Annotated in this window: 12 protein-coding genes; 7 read left to right on the forward strand and 5 right to left on the reverse strand. The window is 73.9% G+C overall.

Annotation, left to right across the window (positions count from 1 at the left end; translation table 11 throughout):
- The first annotated feature begins 116 nt into the window (after positions 1–116).
- Genes ACZ501_RS29240 through ACZ501_RS29250 form a run of 3 tightly spaced genes read left to right on the forward strand, consistent with a single transcriptional unit; the run spans position 117 to position 3,513 of the window.
- Positions 117–1,292 carry a S1C family serine protease gene (locus ACZ501_RS29240; RefSeq protein ID WP_468799475.1) on the forward strand — a complete coding sequence of 392 codons (1,176 nt, stop codon included), beginning with the start codon at positions 117–119 and terminating at the stop codon, positions 1,290–1,292.
- A gap of 50 nt (positions 1,293–1,342) precedes the next feature.
- Positions 1,343–2,077, forward strand: a complete 735-nt coding sequence (locus tag ACZ501_RS29245) for a response regulator transcription factor (RefSeq protein WP_361608602.1) — start codon at positions 1,343–1,345, stop codon at positions 2,075–2,077.
- Complete coding sequence (locus ACZ501_RS29250; RefSeq protein ID WP_362466511.1) at positions 2,074–3,513, forward strand: sensor histidine kinase; 1,440 nt, start codon at positions 2,074–2,076, stop codon at positions 3,511–3,513. The genes ACZ501_RS29245 and ACZ501_RS29250 overlap by 4 nt, the downstream gene beginning before the upstream one ends.
- Here the strand turns inward: ACZ501_RS29250 and ACZ501_RS29255 are convergent.
- Together ACZ501_RS29255 and ACZ501_RS29260 are read right to left on the reverse strand one after the other, a co-directional pair.
- A complete protein-coding gene (locus ACZ501_RS29255; protein ID WP_468799477.1) occupies positions 3,493–4,368 on the reverse strand; it encodes a phosphatidylinositol-specific phospholipase C in 876 nt (291 codons plus the stop codon). The two genes, ACZ501_RS29250 and ACZ501_RS29255, sit on opposite strands and share 21 nt — an antisense overlap.
- Positions 4,369–4,429: 61 nt before the next feature.
- Positions 4,430–5,017: a TetR/AcrR family transcriptional regulator gene (locus tag ACZ501_RS29260; RefSeq protein WP_468799479.1), complete on the reverse strand. Its 588-nt coding sequence runs from the start codon at positions 5,015–5,017 to the stop codon at positions 4,430–4,432.
- A gap of 128 nt (positions 5,018–5,145) precedes the next feature.
- Here ACZ501_RS29260 and ACZ501_RS29265 point away from each other — a divergent pair, with 128 nt between their 5' ends.
- On the forward strand, positions 5,146–5,931 hold the full coding sequence (locus tag ACZ501_RS29265; protein ID WP_468799481.1) for an alpha/beta fold hydrolase: 786 nt from the start codon (positions 5,146–5,148) through the stop codon (positions 5,929–5,931).
- A gap of 121 nt (positions 5,932–6,052) precedes the next feature.
- Here ACZ501_RS29265 and ACZ501_RS29270 read toward each other — a convergent pair whose 3' ends face one another.
- Positions 6,053–7,870: a bifunctional metallophosphatase/5'-nucleotidase gene (locus tag ACZ501_RS29270; RefSeq protein WP_468799483.1), complete on the reverse strand. Its 1,818-nt coding sequence runs from the start codon at positions 7,868–7,870 to the stop codon at positions 6,053–6,055.
- Between the two features lie 138 nt (positions 7,871–8,008).
- On the opposite strand from ACZ501_RS29270, the gene mshD reads away from it, so the two are divergent.
- Positions 8,009–8,938, forward strand: a complete 930-nt coding sequence (gene mshD / locus ACZ501_RS29275; protein ID WP_361608614.1) for a mycothiol synthase — start codon at positions 8,009–8,011, stop codon at positions 8,936–8,938.
- A gap of 122 nt (positions 8,939–9,060) precedes the next feature.
- Here the strand turns inward: mshD and ACZ501_RS29280 are convergent, their stop codons facing one another.
- Both ACZ501_RS29280 and ACZ501_RS29285 read right to left on the reverse strand, forming a co-directional pair.
- Positions 9,061–10,083: a LacI family DNA-binding transcriptional regulator gene (locus ACZ501_RS29280; protein WP_361608616.1), complete on the reverse strand. Its 1,023-nt coding sequence runs from the start codon at positions 10,081–10,083 to the stop codon at positions 9,061–9,063.
- 23 nt (positions 10,084–10,106) lie between these two features.
- The gene (locus ACZ501_RS29285; protein WP_361608618.1) at positions 10,107–10,925 is read right to left on the reverse strand and encodes a response regulator transcription factor; all 819 of its coding nucleotides are present in this window, start codon (positions 10,923–10,925) and stop codon (positions 10,107–10,109) included.
- Positions 10,926–11,427: 502 nt separating this feature from the next.
- Here ACZ501_RS29285 and ACZ501_RS29290 point away from each other — a divergent pair.
- Both ACZ501_RS29290 and ACZ501_RS29295 read left to right on the forward strand, forming a co-directional pair.
- Entirely contained in the window at positions 11,428–11,682 is a 255-nt protein-coding gene (locus tag ACZ501_RS29290; RefSeq protein WP_361608620.1) for a MoaD/ThiS family protein, read from the forward strand.
- A gap of 10 nt (positions 11,683–11,692) precedes the next feature.
- Complete coding sequence (locus tag ACZ501_RS29295; RefSeq protein ID WP_468799485.1) at positions 11,693–13,348, forward strand: hypothetical protein; 1,656 nt, start codon at positions 11,693–11,695, stop codon at positions 13,346–13,348.
- The last annotated feature ends 21 nt before the right edge of the window (positions 13,349–13,369 follow it).

Here is a 13,369-nt window from a genome sequence, read left to right on the forward strand (position 1 = left end):
GCGTCCTTCCCCCGCCCCGGTGGCGAGGGGGGACTTATGCCGGGCCTACGGGGTTCTGTCGGGCTTCTCAGGCGGGATTCAGAATGCTTTCATCATCCGCGGACAGAGTCGCTGGCATGACCGACAGCTTCCGCCGCGATGGCGGCCACCCGCAGCAGAACCAGGAGAACGGCCCGGACCGCCACGGCGCGCCCTTCGGGGACGACTGGCAGCGGGGCCGCGAGCGGCTGGCCCGGGATGCCGGGGCCGGCGGGTATCCGCCGCCGCCCCCGTACCCGCCGGGCAGCGCGGACGGCCGCGCCCCCGGCTGGTACGAGGCGCACCAGCCGCCGGTGGCCTCCGCGGCCGCCCCGGCCGGCCCCGCGCACGCGGCCCGCGCCAGGCGCCCCGTCGGGCTGATCACCGCCGTCGCCCTCGCGGCGGCCCTGGTCGGCGGCGGTACGGCCGTCGGCGTGCAGCAGTTCCTCGGGCAGGGCGGAGCCGCCGGCGGCGGCTTCAGCGGGACCAACGTCTCGCAGTCCGGCTCCGGCACCGTCGCCGGCGTCTCCGAGCAGGTCAGCCCGTCCGTCGTCCGCATCGACACCCGCACCGGTTCCGCGCAGGGCGGCACCGGTACCGGTTCCGGCTTCGTGCTCACCGCCGACGGCGAGATCGCCACCAACAACCACGTCGTCGCCGGCGCCTCCGAGATCGGGGTGACGACGAGCGACGGGAAGAAGTACGAGGCGAAGATCGTCGGGACCGATCCCGACAAGGACCTCGCCCTGATCAAGCTCCAGGGCGCGAGCGGCCTCAAGCCCGCCAGGCTCGGCGACTCCGACCGGCTCAAGGTCGGCGACGAGGTCGTCGCCATCGGCTCCCCCGACCGCCTGACCGGCACCGTCACCAGCGGCATCGTCTCGGCGCTGAACCGCGAGGTGAACGTGCCCAAGTCCGAGGACCGCCGGCAGTCCCCGCAGCGGCAGGGCGGCGGCTGGCCGTTCTCGTACGGCGGGCAGCAGTTCAACGGCACGACCGGCTCGGACACCACCTCCTACAAGGCCATCCAGACGGACGCCTCGCTCAACCCGGGCAACTCCGGGGGCGCCCTCGTCAACATGAACGGCGAGATCGTCGGCATGCCCTCCGCGATCTACTCGCCCGCCGGCGACAGCTCCGGCGCCGGCAGCGTCGGCCTCGGCTTCGCCATCCCGGTCAACACCGTCAAGGCCGACCTCGACTCCCTCCGCCGGGGCGGCGCGGGCCAGGGCGGCGGCGACAGCGGCGCCACCGGCTTCGGCACCTCCTTCTGAGACCCTGGGGGCTGTCCCGCGCACCGACCACCACCCCTGGGGGACCCGTCATGAATCCCGCCGAAGGCGACCCGCAGCGGATCCTCGTCGTCGACGACGAGCCGGCCGTACGTGAGGCCCTGCGCCGCAGCCTCGCCTTCGAGGGGTACGCCGTGGCGACCGCCGTCGACGGCCTCGACGCCCTCGACCAGGCGGCCTCGTACGGCCCGGACCTGATCGTCCTGGACATCCAGATGCCGCGGATGGACGGCCTGACGGCGGCCCGCCGGCTGCGTGCCTCCGGCAGCGTCACCCCGGTGCTGATGCTGACCGCCCGCGACACCGTCGGCGACCGCGTCACCGGCCTCGACGCGGGCGCCGACGACTACCTCGTCAAGCCGTTCGAGCTGGACGAGCTCTTCGCCCGCGTGCGCGCGCTGCTGCGCCGCAGCTCCTACGCCGCCCCCGCGGCCGGGCCGGAACCCGCCGGGGACGCCCTCACCTTCGGCGACCTGCGCATGGACCTCGCCACCCGCGAGGTCACCCGCGGCGGGCGGCCGGTGGAGCTGACCCGTACGGAGTTCACGCTGCTGGAGATGTTCCTCGCCCACCCGCGCCAGGTGCTGACCCGCGAGCAGATCCTCAAGACGGTGTGGGGCTTCGACTTCGAGCCCAGCTCCAACTCCCTGGACGTGTACGTGATGTACCTGCGCCGCAAGACCGAGGCGGGCGGCGAGCCGCGCCTGGTGCACACCGTGCGCGGGGTCGGCTACGTCCTGCGCGCCGGCGACGGCGGGCCCGAGTGAGCCCGGCCGCCCGGTTCCGCGCCCTGCCGCTGCGCTCGCGCCTCGCGCTGCTGGTCACCGTGGCGGTGGCGGTGGCCGTGGCGGCGGTGGCGGGGGTGTCCTGGGTGATGGTCCGGGCCCAGCTGAACGACCAGCTCAACCAGTCCCTGATGGCCACGAACCCCAACGACCAGGTGCTGCGCACCCTGCGCGAGGGATGCGCGACCCGGCCGGCCCAGACCTCGCCCAGCATCGCCGAGGAACTGAACGCGACGGTCCAGATCGTCACCGCCGACGGCGGCCGCTGCCTGGTCGACGGCCGGCGCGACCTGCCGGTCACCCAGGCCGACCTGGAGGTCGCGGCGACCCCGAACGCCCGACGGCTGCACGACGTGACGACCGACGACGGCACCGGCATGCGCGTCTACACCAAGTCCGCCAGCCTCCCCGGCGGACAGCGGTTCGCGATCTCCATCGCCAAGCCCCTCGCCGACATCGACAAGCCCCTCTCCACCCTCGCCTGGGTGCTGCTCCTGGTCTCCGGCATCGGCGTGGTGGGCGCCGGCGCGGCCGGCCTGTGGGTGGCCCGCACGGGGCTGCGGCCCGTCGACGAACTGACCGGGGTCGTCGAGCACGTCGCCCGGACCGAGGACCTGACGGTACGGATCCCCGAGGAGGGCGACGACGAGATCGCCCGGCTGTCACGGTCCTTCAACTCCATGACCGCCGCGCTCGCCTCCTCCCAGGAGCGCCAGGCCCAGCTGATCGCCGACGCCGGGCACGAGCTGCGGACCCCGCTCACCTCGCTCCGCACCAACATCGAGCTGCTCGCGCGCAGCGAGGAGACCGGCCGCGCCATCCCGCCCGAGGACCGGCGGGAGCTGCTCGCCTCCGTCAAGGCGCAGATGACGGAGCTGGCCGCGCTGATCGGCGACCTCCAGGAGCTGTCCCGCCCGGACGCGGCCCCGCACGCCCCGCTGGGGGTGGTGGCCCTGCACGAGATCGCCGCCTCGGCCCTGTCCCGGGCCCGGCTGCGCGGACCGGAGCTGCGCTTCGAATCCGCCCTGGAGCCCTGGTACGTGCGGGGCGAGGCGGCGGCGCTGGAGCGGGCGGTGGTCAACGTCCTGGACAACGCGGTGAAGTTCAGCCCCCCGGGCGGCGCGGTCGAGGTGTCCCTGCGGGCGGGGGAGCTGACCGTACGCGACCACGGCCCGGGCATCCCGGCCGATGACCTCCCGCACGTCTTCGAGCGGTTCTGGCGCTCCCCCTCGGCCCGCGCCCTGCCCGGCAGCGGGCTGGGCCTGTCGATCGTGGCCCGTACGGCGGCCCGCGCGGGCGGCAGCGCGGAGCTGCGGGCCGCCGCGGACGGGGCGGGCGGCACGGAGGCGGTCCTGCGCATCCCGGGCGCCCCCGCCCCGCCGCCGTCGCCGGAGCCGTCAGTTGTGCCGGATCAGTGAGGCGACCAGCCCGGAGCGGGTGTTCGGGAAGTCCATCGGGACGATGCCGAGGCCGGTGCGGCCGGCCAGTTCGGCGCCGTCGACGAAGGCGTGGACCTGCGGGTTGAGGCGGTCGGAGTTCCACCGCGGGGGCATGTACGCGGCCGTGCTGACGTAGTTGAGGAAGAGCTTGCCGGGCTGCTGGACGGCCTTGCGGAAGTGGTTCTCGATGCGGGTGCGCTTGGCGAAGGGCTCGGTGTTGTAGTCGTCCTGGATGTCGAAGACGGCTCCGTCGCCGTAGCGCAGGCCGGGCAGTCCGGCGTTGTCGGCGAGGAGGACGACCTTGCCGCGGGCCTGCCCGAGGGTGGGCAGGGTGTCGGCGATCCGGAAGAGCGGGCGCCAGCCGCGGTGGTCGAGGTAGTCGTCGAAGACGGCGCGGAAGGTGGCGTCGCTGTCGGAGGAGTACTCCTGCTTGACGCGCATCAGCACCGTCTCGGAGGGGTGCGCGGCGAGGAAGTTCCAGCAGGCGACGAGGACGTCACCGAACATCAGGTCCTGGTAGAACGCGCCGTGGTGGATGGCGAAGGAGCCGCCGGTCACCCGGCAGCGGACGTCCAGGAAGCGGATCCCGGAGTCCAGCTGTTCGGCGATCGAGGTGTTCTGGCAGGCGACGTACAGCCCGCCCTGGCGGGCGCCGGAGTCGTGGGTGCCGGGGATGGTCATCCGCTGGAGGGCGGTGGAGTCGGCCAGGCCGGCCATCCAGTCCTGTGTGCCGAGGGTCCTCGCGGAGGCGGGTGCCGCCGCCCCGACACCCTGGAGCGCGCCCGCGCCCGCCGCCGTCGCCCCGACCAGAAACGCCCGTCGGTCCACTGCCATGCCCCGCCCCTTCGCCGACCCGGTGATGGGACGGGATTATGGCGTGCGGAAGCGGCGTTTACTACCCGTCGGTAGGGGCGGGCTTCTCCAGCAACTCGACCATCCTGCGCAGCCCTTGGGTGAGCTCGCTGCCGGTCGGGGCCTGCTCGGGGTCGGTCAGGGCCTGCACCATGACCCCGCTCAGCAGTGCGAGGTGCAGCGACCCCAGGGCCCGTACGTCCTCCTCCGCCACCGCCTCCTCGGACACGCCCGCCAGGTGGGCGGCCACCATGCGCCGGGACCGGCGCTGGCCCTCGGCGAGCACCGCGAGGAGTTCGGGCGAGGACTGGGCGTGCACGAAGGCCTCGATGTTGGCGGTCCACAGCCAGCGCATGTCGAGGAAGTCGCGGACCTTGCGGTCCCAGGTGTCGGCGTACCGCTCCGCCGCGGTCGCGCCCTGCCCGGTGAGCCGGCCGGAGCCGGCGGCCCACTCGTCCATCGCGGCGAACAGCGCCTGGTTGAGCAGCGCCTCGCGCGATCCGAAGTGGTAGCCGATCGCGGCCATGCTCACCTGCGCGGCCGAGGCGATGTCGCGCACGGTCGTGCGCGCGTACCCCTTCTCCTCCAGGCAGCGGCGCGCTCCGGCCAGCAGCTCCTCGCGATTTCCCATGCCGTGGATGGTATCGGCCGCGCGGTATTGGGCGGATGCGCAAGACGTTTGTATTGCGCGCTTGCCCAAACGCTGGCAGGGTGGTGCCCGCAACCACCACCTGGGCCGACGAACGGGGAGATCCGCACATGCGCAACACACTGGACATCGACGGACGGGCGCTGTCGTACCTGGACTTCGGCGGCACCGGCCGCCCGCTGCTCGCCCTGCACGGCGGGATGTCCGAAGCCGCCGCCTTCACGGGCCTGGCCGCCTCCCTCGGCGACGCGTGGCGGGTCATCGCCCCCGACCAGCGCGGCCACGGCGACTCCGACCGGGCCCCGCACCACCGCCGCGAGGGGTACGTCGCCGACGCCGTCGCCCTCCTCGACCACCTCGGCCTCACCGAGCCCGTCACCGTCCTCGGCTACTCCCTCGGCGGGCTCAACGCCTACCACCTGGCCGCCGCGCACCCCGGCCGGGTGGGCGCCCTGATCGGCGTCGACGCCACGGTCGACATCGACATCGCGGCCGGCCCGCAGTGGTTCGACTTCCTCGGGGCCCTCCCCTACAGCGCCCCCACCCGCGAGGAGCTGCTCGCCGCCGTCGACCCGGCCGCCCTGCCGTTCGTCGCCGACGGGGTGCGCCCGCTCTCCGACGGGAGCGGCTGGCGGCTCGCCTTCCACGGGCAGGACATGCTCGACTCCATCCGCGCCTGCCGGGGCGACCACTGGGACACCTGGCTCGCGAGCACCTGCCCGGCCCTGCTGATCCACGCCACCCGCAGCCAGGCGCTCACGCGGGCCACCGCCGACGCCATGGTCACCCGGCGCCCGGGGACCTCGTACACCGCCCTGGACGGGGACCACTTCGTGCCCTTCACGGACCCGGAGGGCTTCCACGCGGCCGTCGGGACGTTCCTGGCCGCGCTCTGAGGCCCGACCCTCCGCCACGGGGGTGCGGGGGATGCGGGGGAATGCCCGAGGGGGCGGCGGGCCGGCCGGCCCACCGCCCCCTCGGGGACGTGCTCGTGCTCGCGCGCAGGGCGCGCAGGTGCTACTTGACGACCGTGATCCGGTCCCCCGCCGGCGGGGCGATCGGGGCCGCCGCCGTCGACTTCGCCAGGTAGGCGTTGAAGGCGTCCAGGTCGGACGCGCCCACCAGCTTGTTCTTGTGCTCCTTCAGGACGGTGAAGCCGTCGCCGCCGCCCGCGAGGAACTCGTTCATCACGACCCGGTAGGTCTTGGCCGGGTCGATCGCCGCGCCGTTCAGCTTCACCGAGTCCACGACGACGCGGTCCGCGCCCGTCTTCGTCATGTCCAGGGTGTAGGTGAAGCCCTTCGACACCTGGAGGATCTTCGGGCTCGCGCCGTTGACCGGACCGCTGACCTGCTGCTGGAGCGCGGTGATCAGCTGAGCGCCGGTCAGGTCCACGATGTTCATCAGGTTGTTGAACGGCTGGACCGTGTACGACTCGCCGTACGTCACCACACCGTCGCCCTCGTCACCCGCGGCCTTGTAGGCCAGGTCGGCACGGATGCCGCCCGGGTTCATGATCGCCAGCTGCGCGCCGCCCTTGTCCGCCGCGGCGGTGGCCTCCAGCTGCGCGTCGGCGATGAGGTCGCCGAGCGGCTTCTCGGGCGCCTCCGAGCCGCGGCCCGCGATGTCGGCCGAGATGTAGCCCATCGGACGGTTCGCCACCGGGGCGGCGAGCTCCTTCCAGCGGGTGATCAGCTCGGACATGTCCGGGGCCTTCGGCTGGTCGCGGCCGACCAGCTTGTTCACCGGCTTCGGCGCACTGGCCGGCGTACGGACGATGTCCTTCGTGGCCCGGTCGTACGTCAGCGTGGTGTCCGTGAACAGCCGGCCGTAGGAGGCGGCCGAGGTGACCGCGCGCGGGTTGCCCGCCGGGTCGGGGATGTTGCACGAGTACGCCTGGTGCGTGTGGCCCGTCACCAGCGCGTCGACCTTCGGGTCGACGTTCTTGGCGATGTCGACGATCGCACCCGAGATGCCGGCGCCGGCGCCCGGGACGTCACAGTCGTAGTTGTACGCGCCGCTCGCGGGCAGACCGCCCTCGTGGATCAGCGCCACGATCGACTTCACGCCCTGCTTGTTCAGCTCGGCGGCGTACTTGTTGATCGTCTCGACCTCGTCGCCGAACTTCAGGCCCTTGACGCCCTCGGCGGTCACGACGTCCGGAGTGCCCTCCAGGGTGACGCCGATGAAGCCGATCTTCACGTCCCCCTTCTTCCAGATGAAGGTGGGCGACATCAGCGGACGCTTGGTCTTCTCGTCCGTCACGTTCGCGGCCAGGTACTGGAACTGCGCTCCGGTGAAGGTCTTGCCGTACTCGAAGCAGCCTTCCACCGGGTGACAACCGCCGTACGCCATCCGGCGCAGCTCGGTCCTGCCCTCGTCGAACTCGTGGTTGCCGACGCTCGACACGTCGAGGTCCAGCTTGTTGAGCGCCTCGACGGTCGGCTCGTCGTGGAAGAGACCGGACAGCATCGGACTGCCGCCGATCATGTCGCCGGCCGCGGCCGTGACGGAGTACGGGTGGCCCTTGCGGGCCTCGCGCAGGCTGGTGGCGAGGTACTCGACCCCACCTGCGGGTATGGCCTTGGTGGTGCCGTCTGCCTGCCGTTCGCTCACGGTGCCGGAGGAGCCCTGCGGGGGCTCCAGCGTGCCGTGGAAGTCGTTGAACGACAGCATCTGTACGTCGACGGTGCGGCTCTTGGGAGCAGCACTGCCACCACTCGCGGCGCCGGCCGGCAGCGCGGCGGCGACCATCGCGCCGGCACCCGCCGTGAGGGCGAGAGCGCCGAAGGTCAACCGGCGGGCCGTGCGGTGCCGTTGTGGCTTCGCTGACATTTAGTCCCCTTTGTGGACAGCGAGACAAGTTGGGAGGTGCCTCGCAGCCTAAGGTCAACGCGCGTAGCACGACAGGGGGTAGCGGGTTGCGAGCTGGTTACGCACGGCCCCCGGGCGACGGCGCCGTAGGCTCGGAACATGACTGACGCAGCAGCGGCCCTGGAGCCGGGACGGCAGATTGAGACCCTTGAGGAACTGACGGAGGAGCAGGCCGGCGCCGTACTGGCGCTCATCGCGGAGGCGGCGCGCACCGACGGCACCACCGCCGTCTCCGAGCAGGGCCGTCTCCAGCTGCGCGGCGGACCGCGCGAGGGGATCCGGCACTTCCTCGTCACCGACGGCGGCCGGCTGTGCGGCTACGGCCAACTGGAGGACACCGACCCGGTGGAGGCCCCCGCCGCCGAGCTCGTCATCCACCCCGCCCTGCGCGGCCGCGGCCACGGGCGGGCGCTGGGCACCGCCCTGCTGCACGCCTCCGGCAAGCGGATCCGGGTCTGGGCGCACGGCGGCAAGTCCGCCGCGCGGCACCTCGCGCAGGTGCTCGGCCTGACGCTCTTCCGCGAACTGCGCCAGCTGCGCCGCCCCCTCGGCCCCGACGCGCCGCCGCTGCCCGACGCGGCACTCCCGGCCGGCGTGACGGTCCGCACCTTCGTGCCCGGGCAGGACGACGCCGCCTGGCTGGCCGCCAACGCCGCCGCCTTCGCCCACCACCCGGAGCAGGGCGCGCTGACGCAGCGGGACCTGGACGACCGGATCGCGCAGCCGTGGTTCGACGCGAAGGGCTTCTTCCTGGCGGAGCGGGAGGGCGAACTGGTCGGCTTCCACTGGACGAAGGTCCACGCCGAGGAGCAGCTGGGCGAGGTGTACGTGGTCGGCGTCCGCCCGGGCGCGCAGGGCGGCGGCCTGGGCAAGGCTCTGACGGCGATCGGCCTGCGGCACCTGGCGGAGGCGGGCCTGCCGACGGCGATGCTGTACGTCGACGCGGACAACCCGGCGGCCCTGGCGGTGTACGAGGGCCTGGGGTTCACGACGCACGAGATCGACCTGATGTACCGCACGGAGAGCTGACGCGGGGGAGGGTGCGGGCTCGGCTGCGGGCCCGCCGGCTCGTGGGGCGGGACTGACGGGAAGCCCCGAACCGGCTCTGAGGCCGCCCGGGGGGACACCGCCCGCCGGCCCGCCCCGCGCGGCTACCGGCAGCCGCAGCTGCGGCGGATGACCAGGGCCGAGGGGAACTGCTTCAGGCGTTCGCGGCGGGAGCCCGCCACGCGCAGGGCGTCGTCCAGGACGAGGTCCACCGCCGCGCGGGCCATCGCCGGGCGGTCCGAGGCGATCGTCGTCAGCGGCGGGTCCGTGAGGGCCGCCTCCTTGACGTCGTCGAAGCCCGCGACGGCGAGTTCGCCGGGGACGTCGATCCGCAGCTCTCGGGCGGCGCGCAGCACGCCGATGGCCTGGTCGTCCGTCGCGCAGAAGATCGCCGTGGGCCGGTCGGGCCGGGCCAGGACCTCCAGGGCGACCGTGTACGCGTCGTAGCGGTTGTACGGGGCCTCGATGAGCCGGCCCTCCACCGGCCGCCCGGCCTCCAGCATGGCCCGGCGCCAGCCCTCGACGTGGTCGGCGACCGGGTCGCCGACCGAGGGGGTGTTCTCGATGCCGCCGATGCAGGCGACGTACGCGTGCCCGTGTTCCAGCAGGTGGCGGGTGGCGAGCTGGGCGCCGCCGATGTCGTCGGTGACCACGGCGACGTCGTCGAGCGCCTCGGGCCGCTCGTGCAGCAGCACCACCCGCGCGTCCCAGGCGTCGATCTCCGAGGCGGCGCGCTCGCTCATGCCCTGGCTGACCAGGATCAGTCCCGACACCCGCATGCCGAGGAAGGCCCGCAGGTAGTGCACCTCGCGCTCGTCCCGGTAGTCGGAGTTCCCGACGAGGACCATCTTTCCGCGCTCGGCGGCCGCCTGCTCGACCGCGTGCGCCATCTCCGCGAAGAAGGGCTGGCGGGCGTCGGGGACGATCATGCCTATGAGGTCGGTGCGCCGCGAGGCCATCGCCTGGGCGACCCGGTCCGGGCGGTAGCCCAGGTCCTTGATCGCGGCGAGTACACGCTCGCGCGTGGCCGGGGCGACCGGCCGGGGTCCGTTGTTGATGACGTAGCTCACGACGGCGGTAGAAGTACCCGCAAGTCGCGCCACGTCATCCCGCGTCACCTTGGCCACGCGCGAAGTCTACGCGGGGTGACCTACCTCTGGGCAGGGTGTTTGGCCGACGGACTGCTCACAGGAGCTTCCTCCGAACGGGCTACGGATCCGGTCGTACGGTCCGCGGCCGGTGCCGCCGGCTTTCCCGCACCCTGCTTGGCGGCGGCCTCGGCGGCCGCCCGCTCCACCTTCTCCGGGGTGACGAAGCGGTAGCCGACGTTGCGGACCGTCCCGATCAGGGACTCGTGCTCGGGACCGAGCTTGGCGCGCAGCCGCCGTACGTGGACGTCCACCGTCCGGGTGCCGCCGAAGTAGTCGTAGCCCCAGACCTCCTGGAGGAGCTGGGCGCGGGTGAAGACCCGGCCGGGGTGCTGGGCCAGGTACTTGAGGAGCTCGAACTCCTTGAAGGTCAGGTCCAGGACCCGCCCCTTCAGCTTCGCGCTGTACGTCGCCTCGTCGACCGACAGGTCGCCGTTGCGGATCTCCATCGGGGAGTCGTCCGAGCCGAGCTGCTGGCGGCCGGTGGCCAGCCGCAGCCGGGCCTCGACCTCGGCGGGGCCGGCGGTGTCCAGGAGCACGTCGTCGATGCCCCAGTCGGCGGTGACCGCCGCGAGGCCGCCCTCCGTGACGACGAGGATCAACGGGCAGCCGGGTCCGGTGGACCGCAGCAGCTGGCACAGCGACCGCACCTGGGGCAGGTCGCGGCGGCCGTCCACGAGGATCACGTCCGCGCCCGGGGTGTCCACCAGGGCCGGGCCCTCGGCGGGTGCCACCCGGACGTTGTGCAGCAGCAGGCCGAGGGCGGGCAGCACCTCGGTCGACGGCTGGAGGGCATTGGTCAGCAGGAGTAGAGAGCTCATGCCCGGCCACCTGCCCCGGTCCGGCGGCCGTGCTCCTGTTTGCTTGGCTGGTCCATCACGTCGGTTCCTCCTCGGCCCGTCCCGGGGGTACCTCCCAGCGGTAGCTGGGGGAGTGCGTGGTACTGCTTCGTACGACTTGCCCGGCATCCGCCGCGGCCCCCGCGCCCTGGGGTCCGGATGGATACCACTGTTCTCGGTCCGTTCAACGTGCTGAAAGCACAAAAGGACCCGGGGGCTACGTTGCCCGGATCCTCTACGCCGCCAGAATAGCCCACCGGCCCTTGGGGGGCCGAGGGCTGCCGTGCACCGCATTCTGTGGTTCGCGCCACGCCTTCCTCCTGCGTATGCCCTGGTTTCACCGGATCGAGCGGCCTGCCGACGGGTCCTGCGGTGCCTCCGGGCGCACGGACGGCGCGCGGGGGCACGCGGGGGTGGCGGGCCGGAGGGGTCATCATGGAGGCCGACGGTAGAGAGCCGACGGAGCCGACCGATAGGAGCAGCAGTGGCAACCGGAACCATCCGCTACTGGGCGGCGGCGAAGGCCGCCGCCGAGACGGCGGAGGAGCCGTACTCGGCGCACACCCTGGCCGAGGCGCTCGACGCGGTGCGGGACCGCCATCCGGGGGAACTGACCCGGGTCCTGCAGCGCTGCTCCTTCCTCGTGAACGACGAGCCCGTGGGCAAGCGCCCGCACGATGCCGTCCTGCTGACCGAGGGGGGCACCGTCGAGGTGCTCCCGCCGTTCGCGGGCGGGTGAGCGGAAACCGATGAGCACTCCCGACGAACAACAGCAGCAGCAGCGGCAGCAGCAGGCCGCCGCGCAGGACCCGTACGCGACGCAGACCTGGCAGGCCGACACCTGGGAGACCGGCTACCAGCCGGTGCAGCCGCCGCTCGGCTCGGTGCCCGGGCAGCCGGCCGCACCCGCCCCCGCCCCGCAGGGGCAGTGGGGGCAGACCGGGGGCGGCGGTGCGCCGTGGCCGGACGCCTCCGGGCCCGGCGGGGCCGCCGCCGAGACGGCGTACCTGCCGCCGGTGCCGCCCCAGCAGCAGCCCGCGGCGCCCGAGGGGTGGTTCCGCGACGAGCAGCCGCAGGCCCCGGCGCAGGGCGCCTGGTCCGCCGACGCCGCGCAGACGGCGTACCTGCCGCCGGTCCCGTCCCAGCAGCAGCAGCCGCAGCATCAGCCGCAGCAGCCCGCCGTGCCCGACGGCTGGTTCCGTGACGAGCCCGCGCAGCCGCGGCAGCCGCAGGCCCCGGCCGCGCCCTGGTCGGACGGCCCGGCCGCCGCGGCCGCCGAGACGGCGTACCTGCCGCCGGTGCGGGAGGACGCGGGCGCCGCCGAGCAGACCGCGTACCTGCCGCCGGTGCGGTCCGAGGCCCCCGCGCAGGGTGTTTGGCCCGCCGACGCTGCCGCGCAGACGGCGTACCTGCCGCCGGTGCGGGAGGACGCGGGCGCCGCCGAGCAGACCGCGTACCTGCCGCCGGTGCGGCACGAGGCTCCCGCGCAGGGCGCCTGGTCCGCCGACGCCGACGCCGCCGCGCAGACGGCGTACCTGCCCCCGGTGGCGGCGGAGCCGGAGCCCGCGCGGCAGCCGCAGCCGCTCCCGCAGCAGGCCGGGCCGGCCGCCGAGTACTCGCCGCCGACCCTCGGCGGCAACACCCTGCGCGCCGTCGACCCCGCCCAGGCCCGCGCCGAGGGCCGGTCGCCGATCATCGACCCCGGTCCGCAGTCGGCCATACTCACCGCCGTGCTCGGGCTGCTCATGGCCGGTGCGGCGGCGCTCGGCCAGTACGCCCTGCTGGTCCCGCTCATCGCCCTCCAGGGGCTCACCGCGGCCGGCTGGTTCCGCCTCAACGGCATGTGGCCGGCCCGCCAGGGCATCGTCCTCGCCTTCGCCGGCGCCCTCGTCGCCGACGCGGCGGTGCTCGCGGTGGACCGTACGTACGGCCCCGGCGCGATCATCGGCACCCTCGGGGCCTGGGTGCTGCTCACGCTCGTCCTCCAGCTGCGCAGCCACGCGGACCCGGACGAGCGGATGTACGGGCTGATGGCGTCGGTGGCGTCCGCCGCGCTGGCCATCGTGTGCGCCGGCTTCCTCGCGGCGGACTGGCAGCCGGTGGCCACCGGCGCCGCCGCCGTCGCGGTCGCCGTGTTCGCGCGGGCCCTGCCGCTGCCCACCCCGGCCTCCGTCGGCGTCTCGCTGGCGGCCGCGGCCGGTGCGGGCGTCGCGGTCGGCGGGCTGACCGGGCTCGGTGCGGGCGGGGCGCTGGTCGGCCTCGCCGCCGGCGTGTGCGCGCTGATCGGGCTGCGCGTGGCGGCGTACGACTACCCGTCGAAGTTCGTCCACATGACGGCCGGTGTCGCGCTGCCGCTGGCCGCCGCGGCGCCCGCCGTCTACCTGATGGGCCGGGTGGTGGGCTAGCCGGCGGCTGCCCGGGCAGGA

The sequence above is a fragment of the Streptomyces sp. NPDC034085 genome (assembly GCF_055575555.1).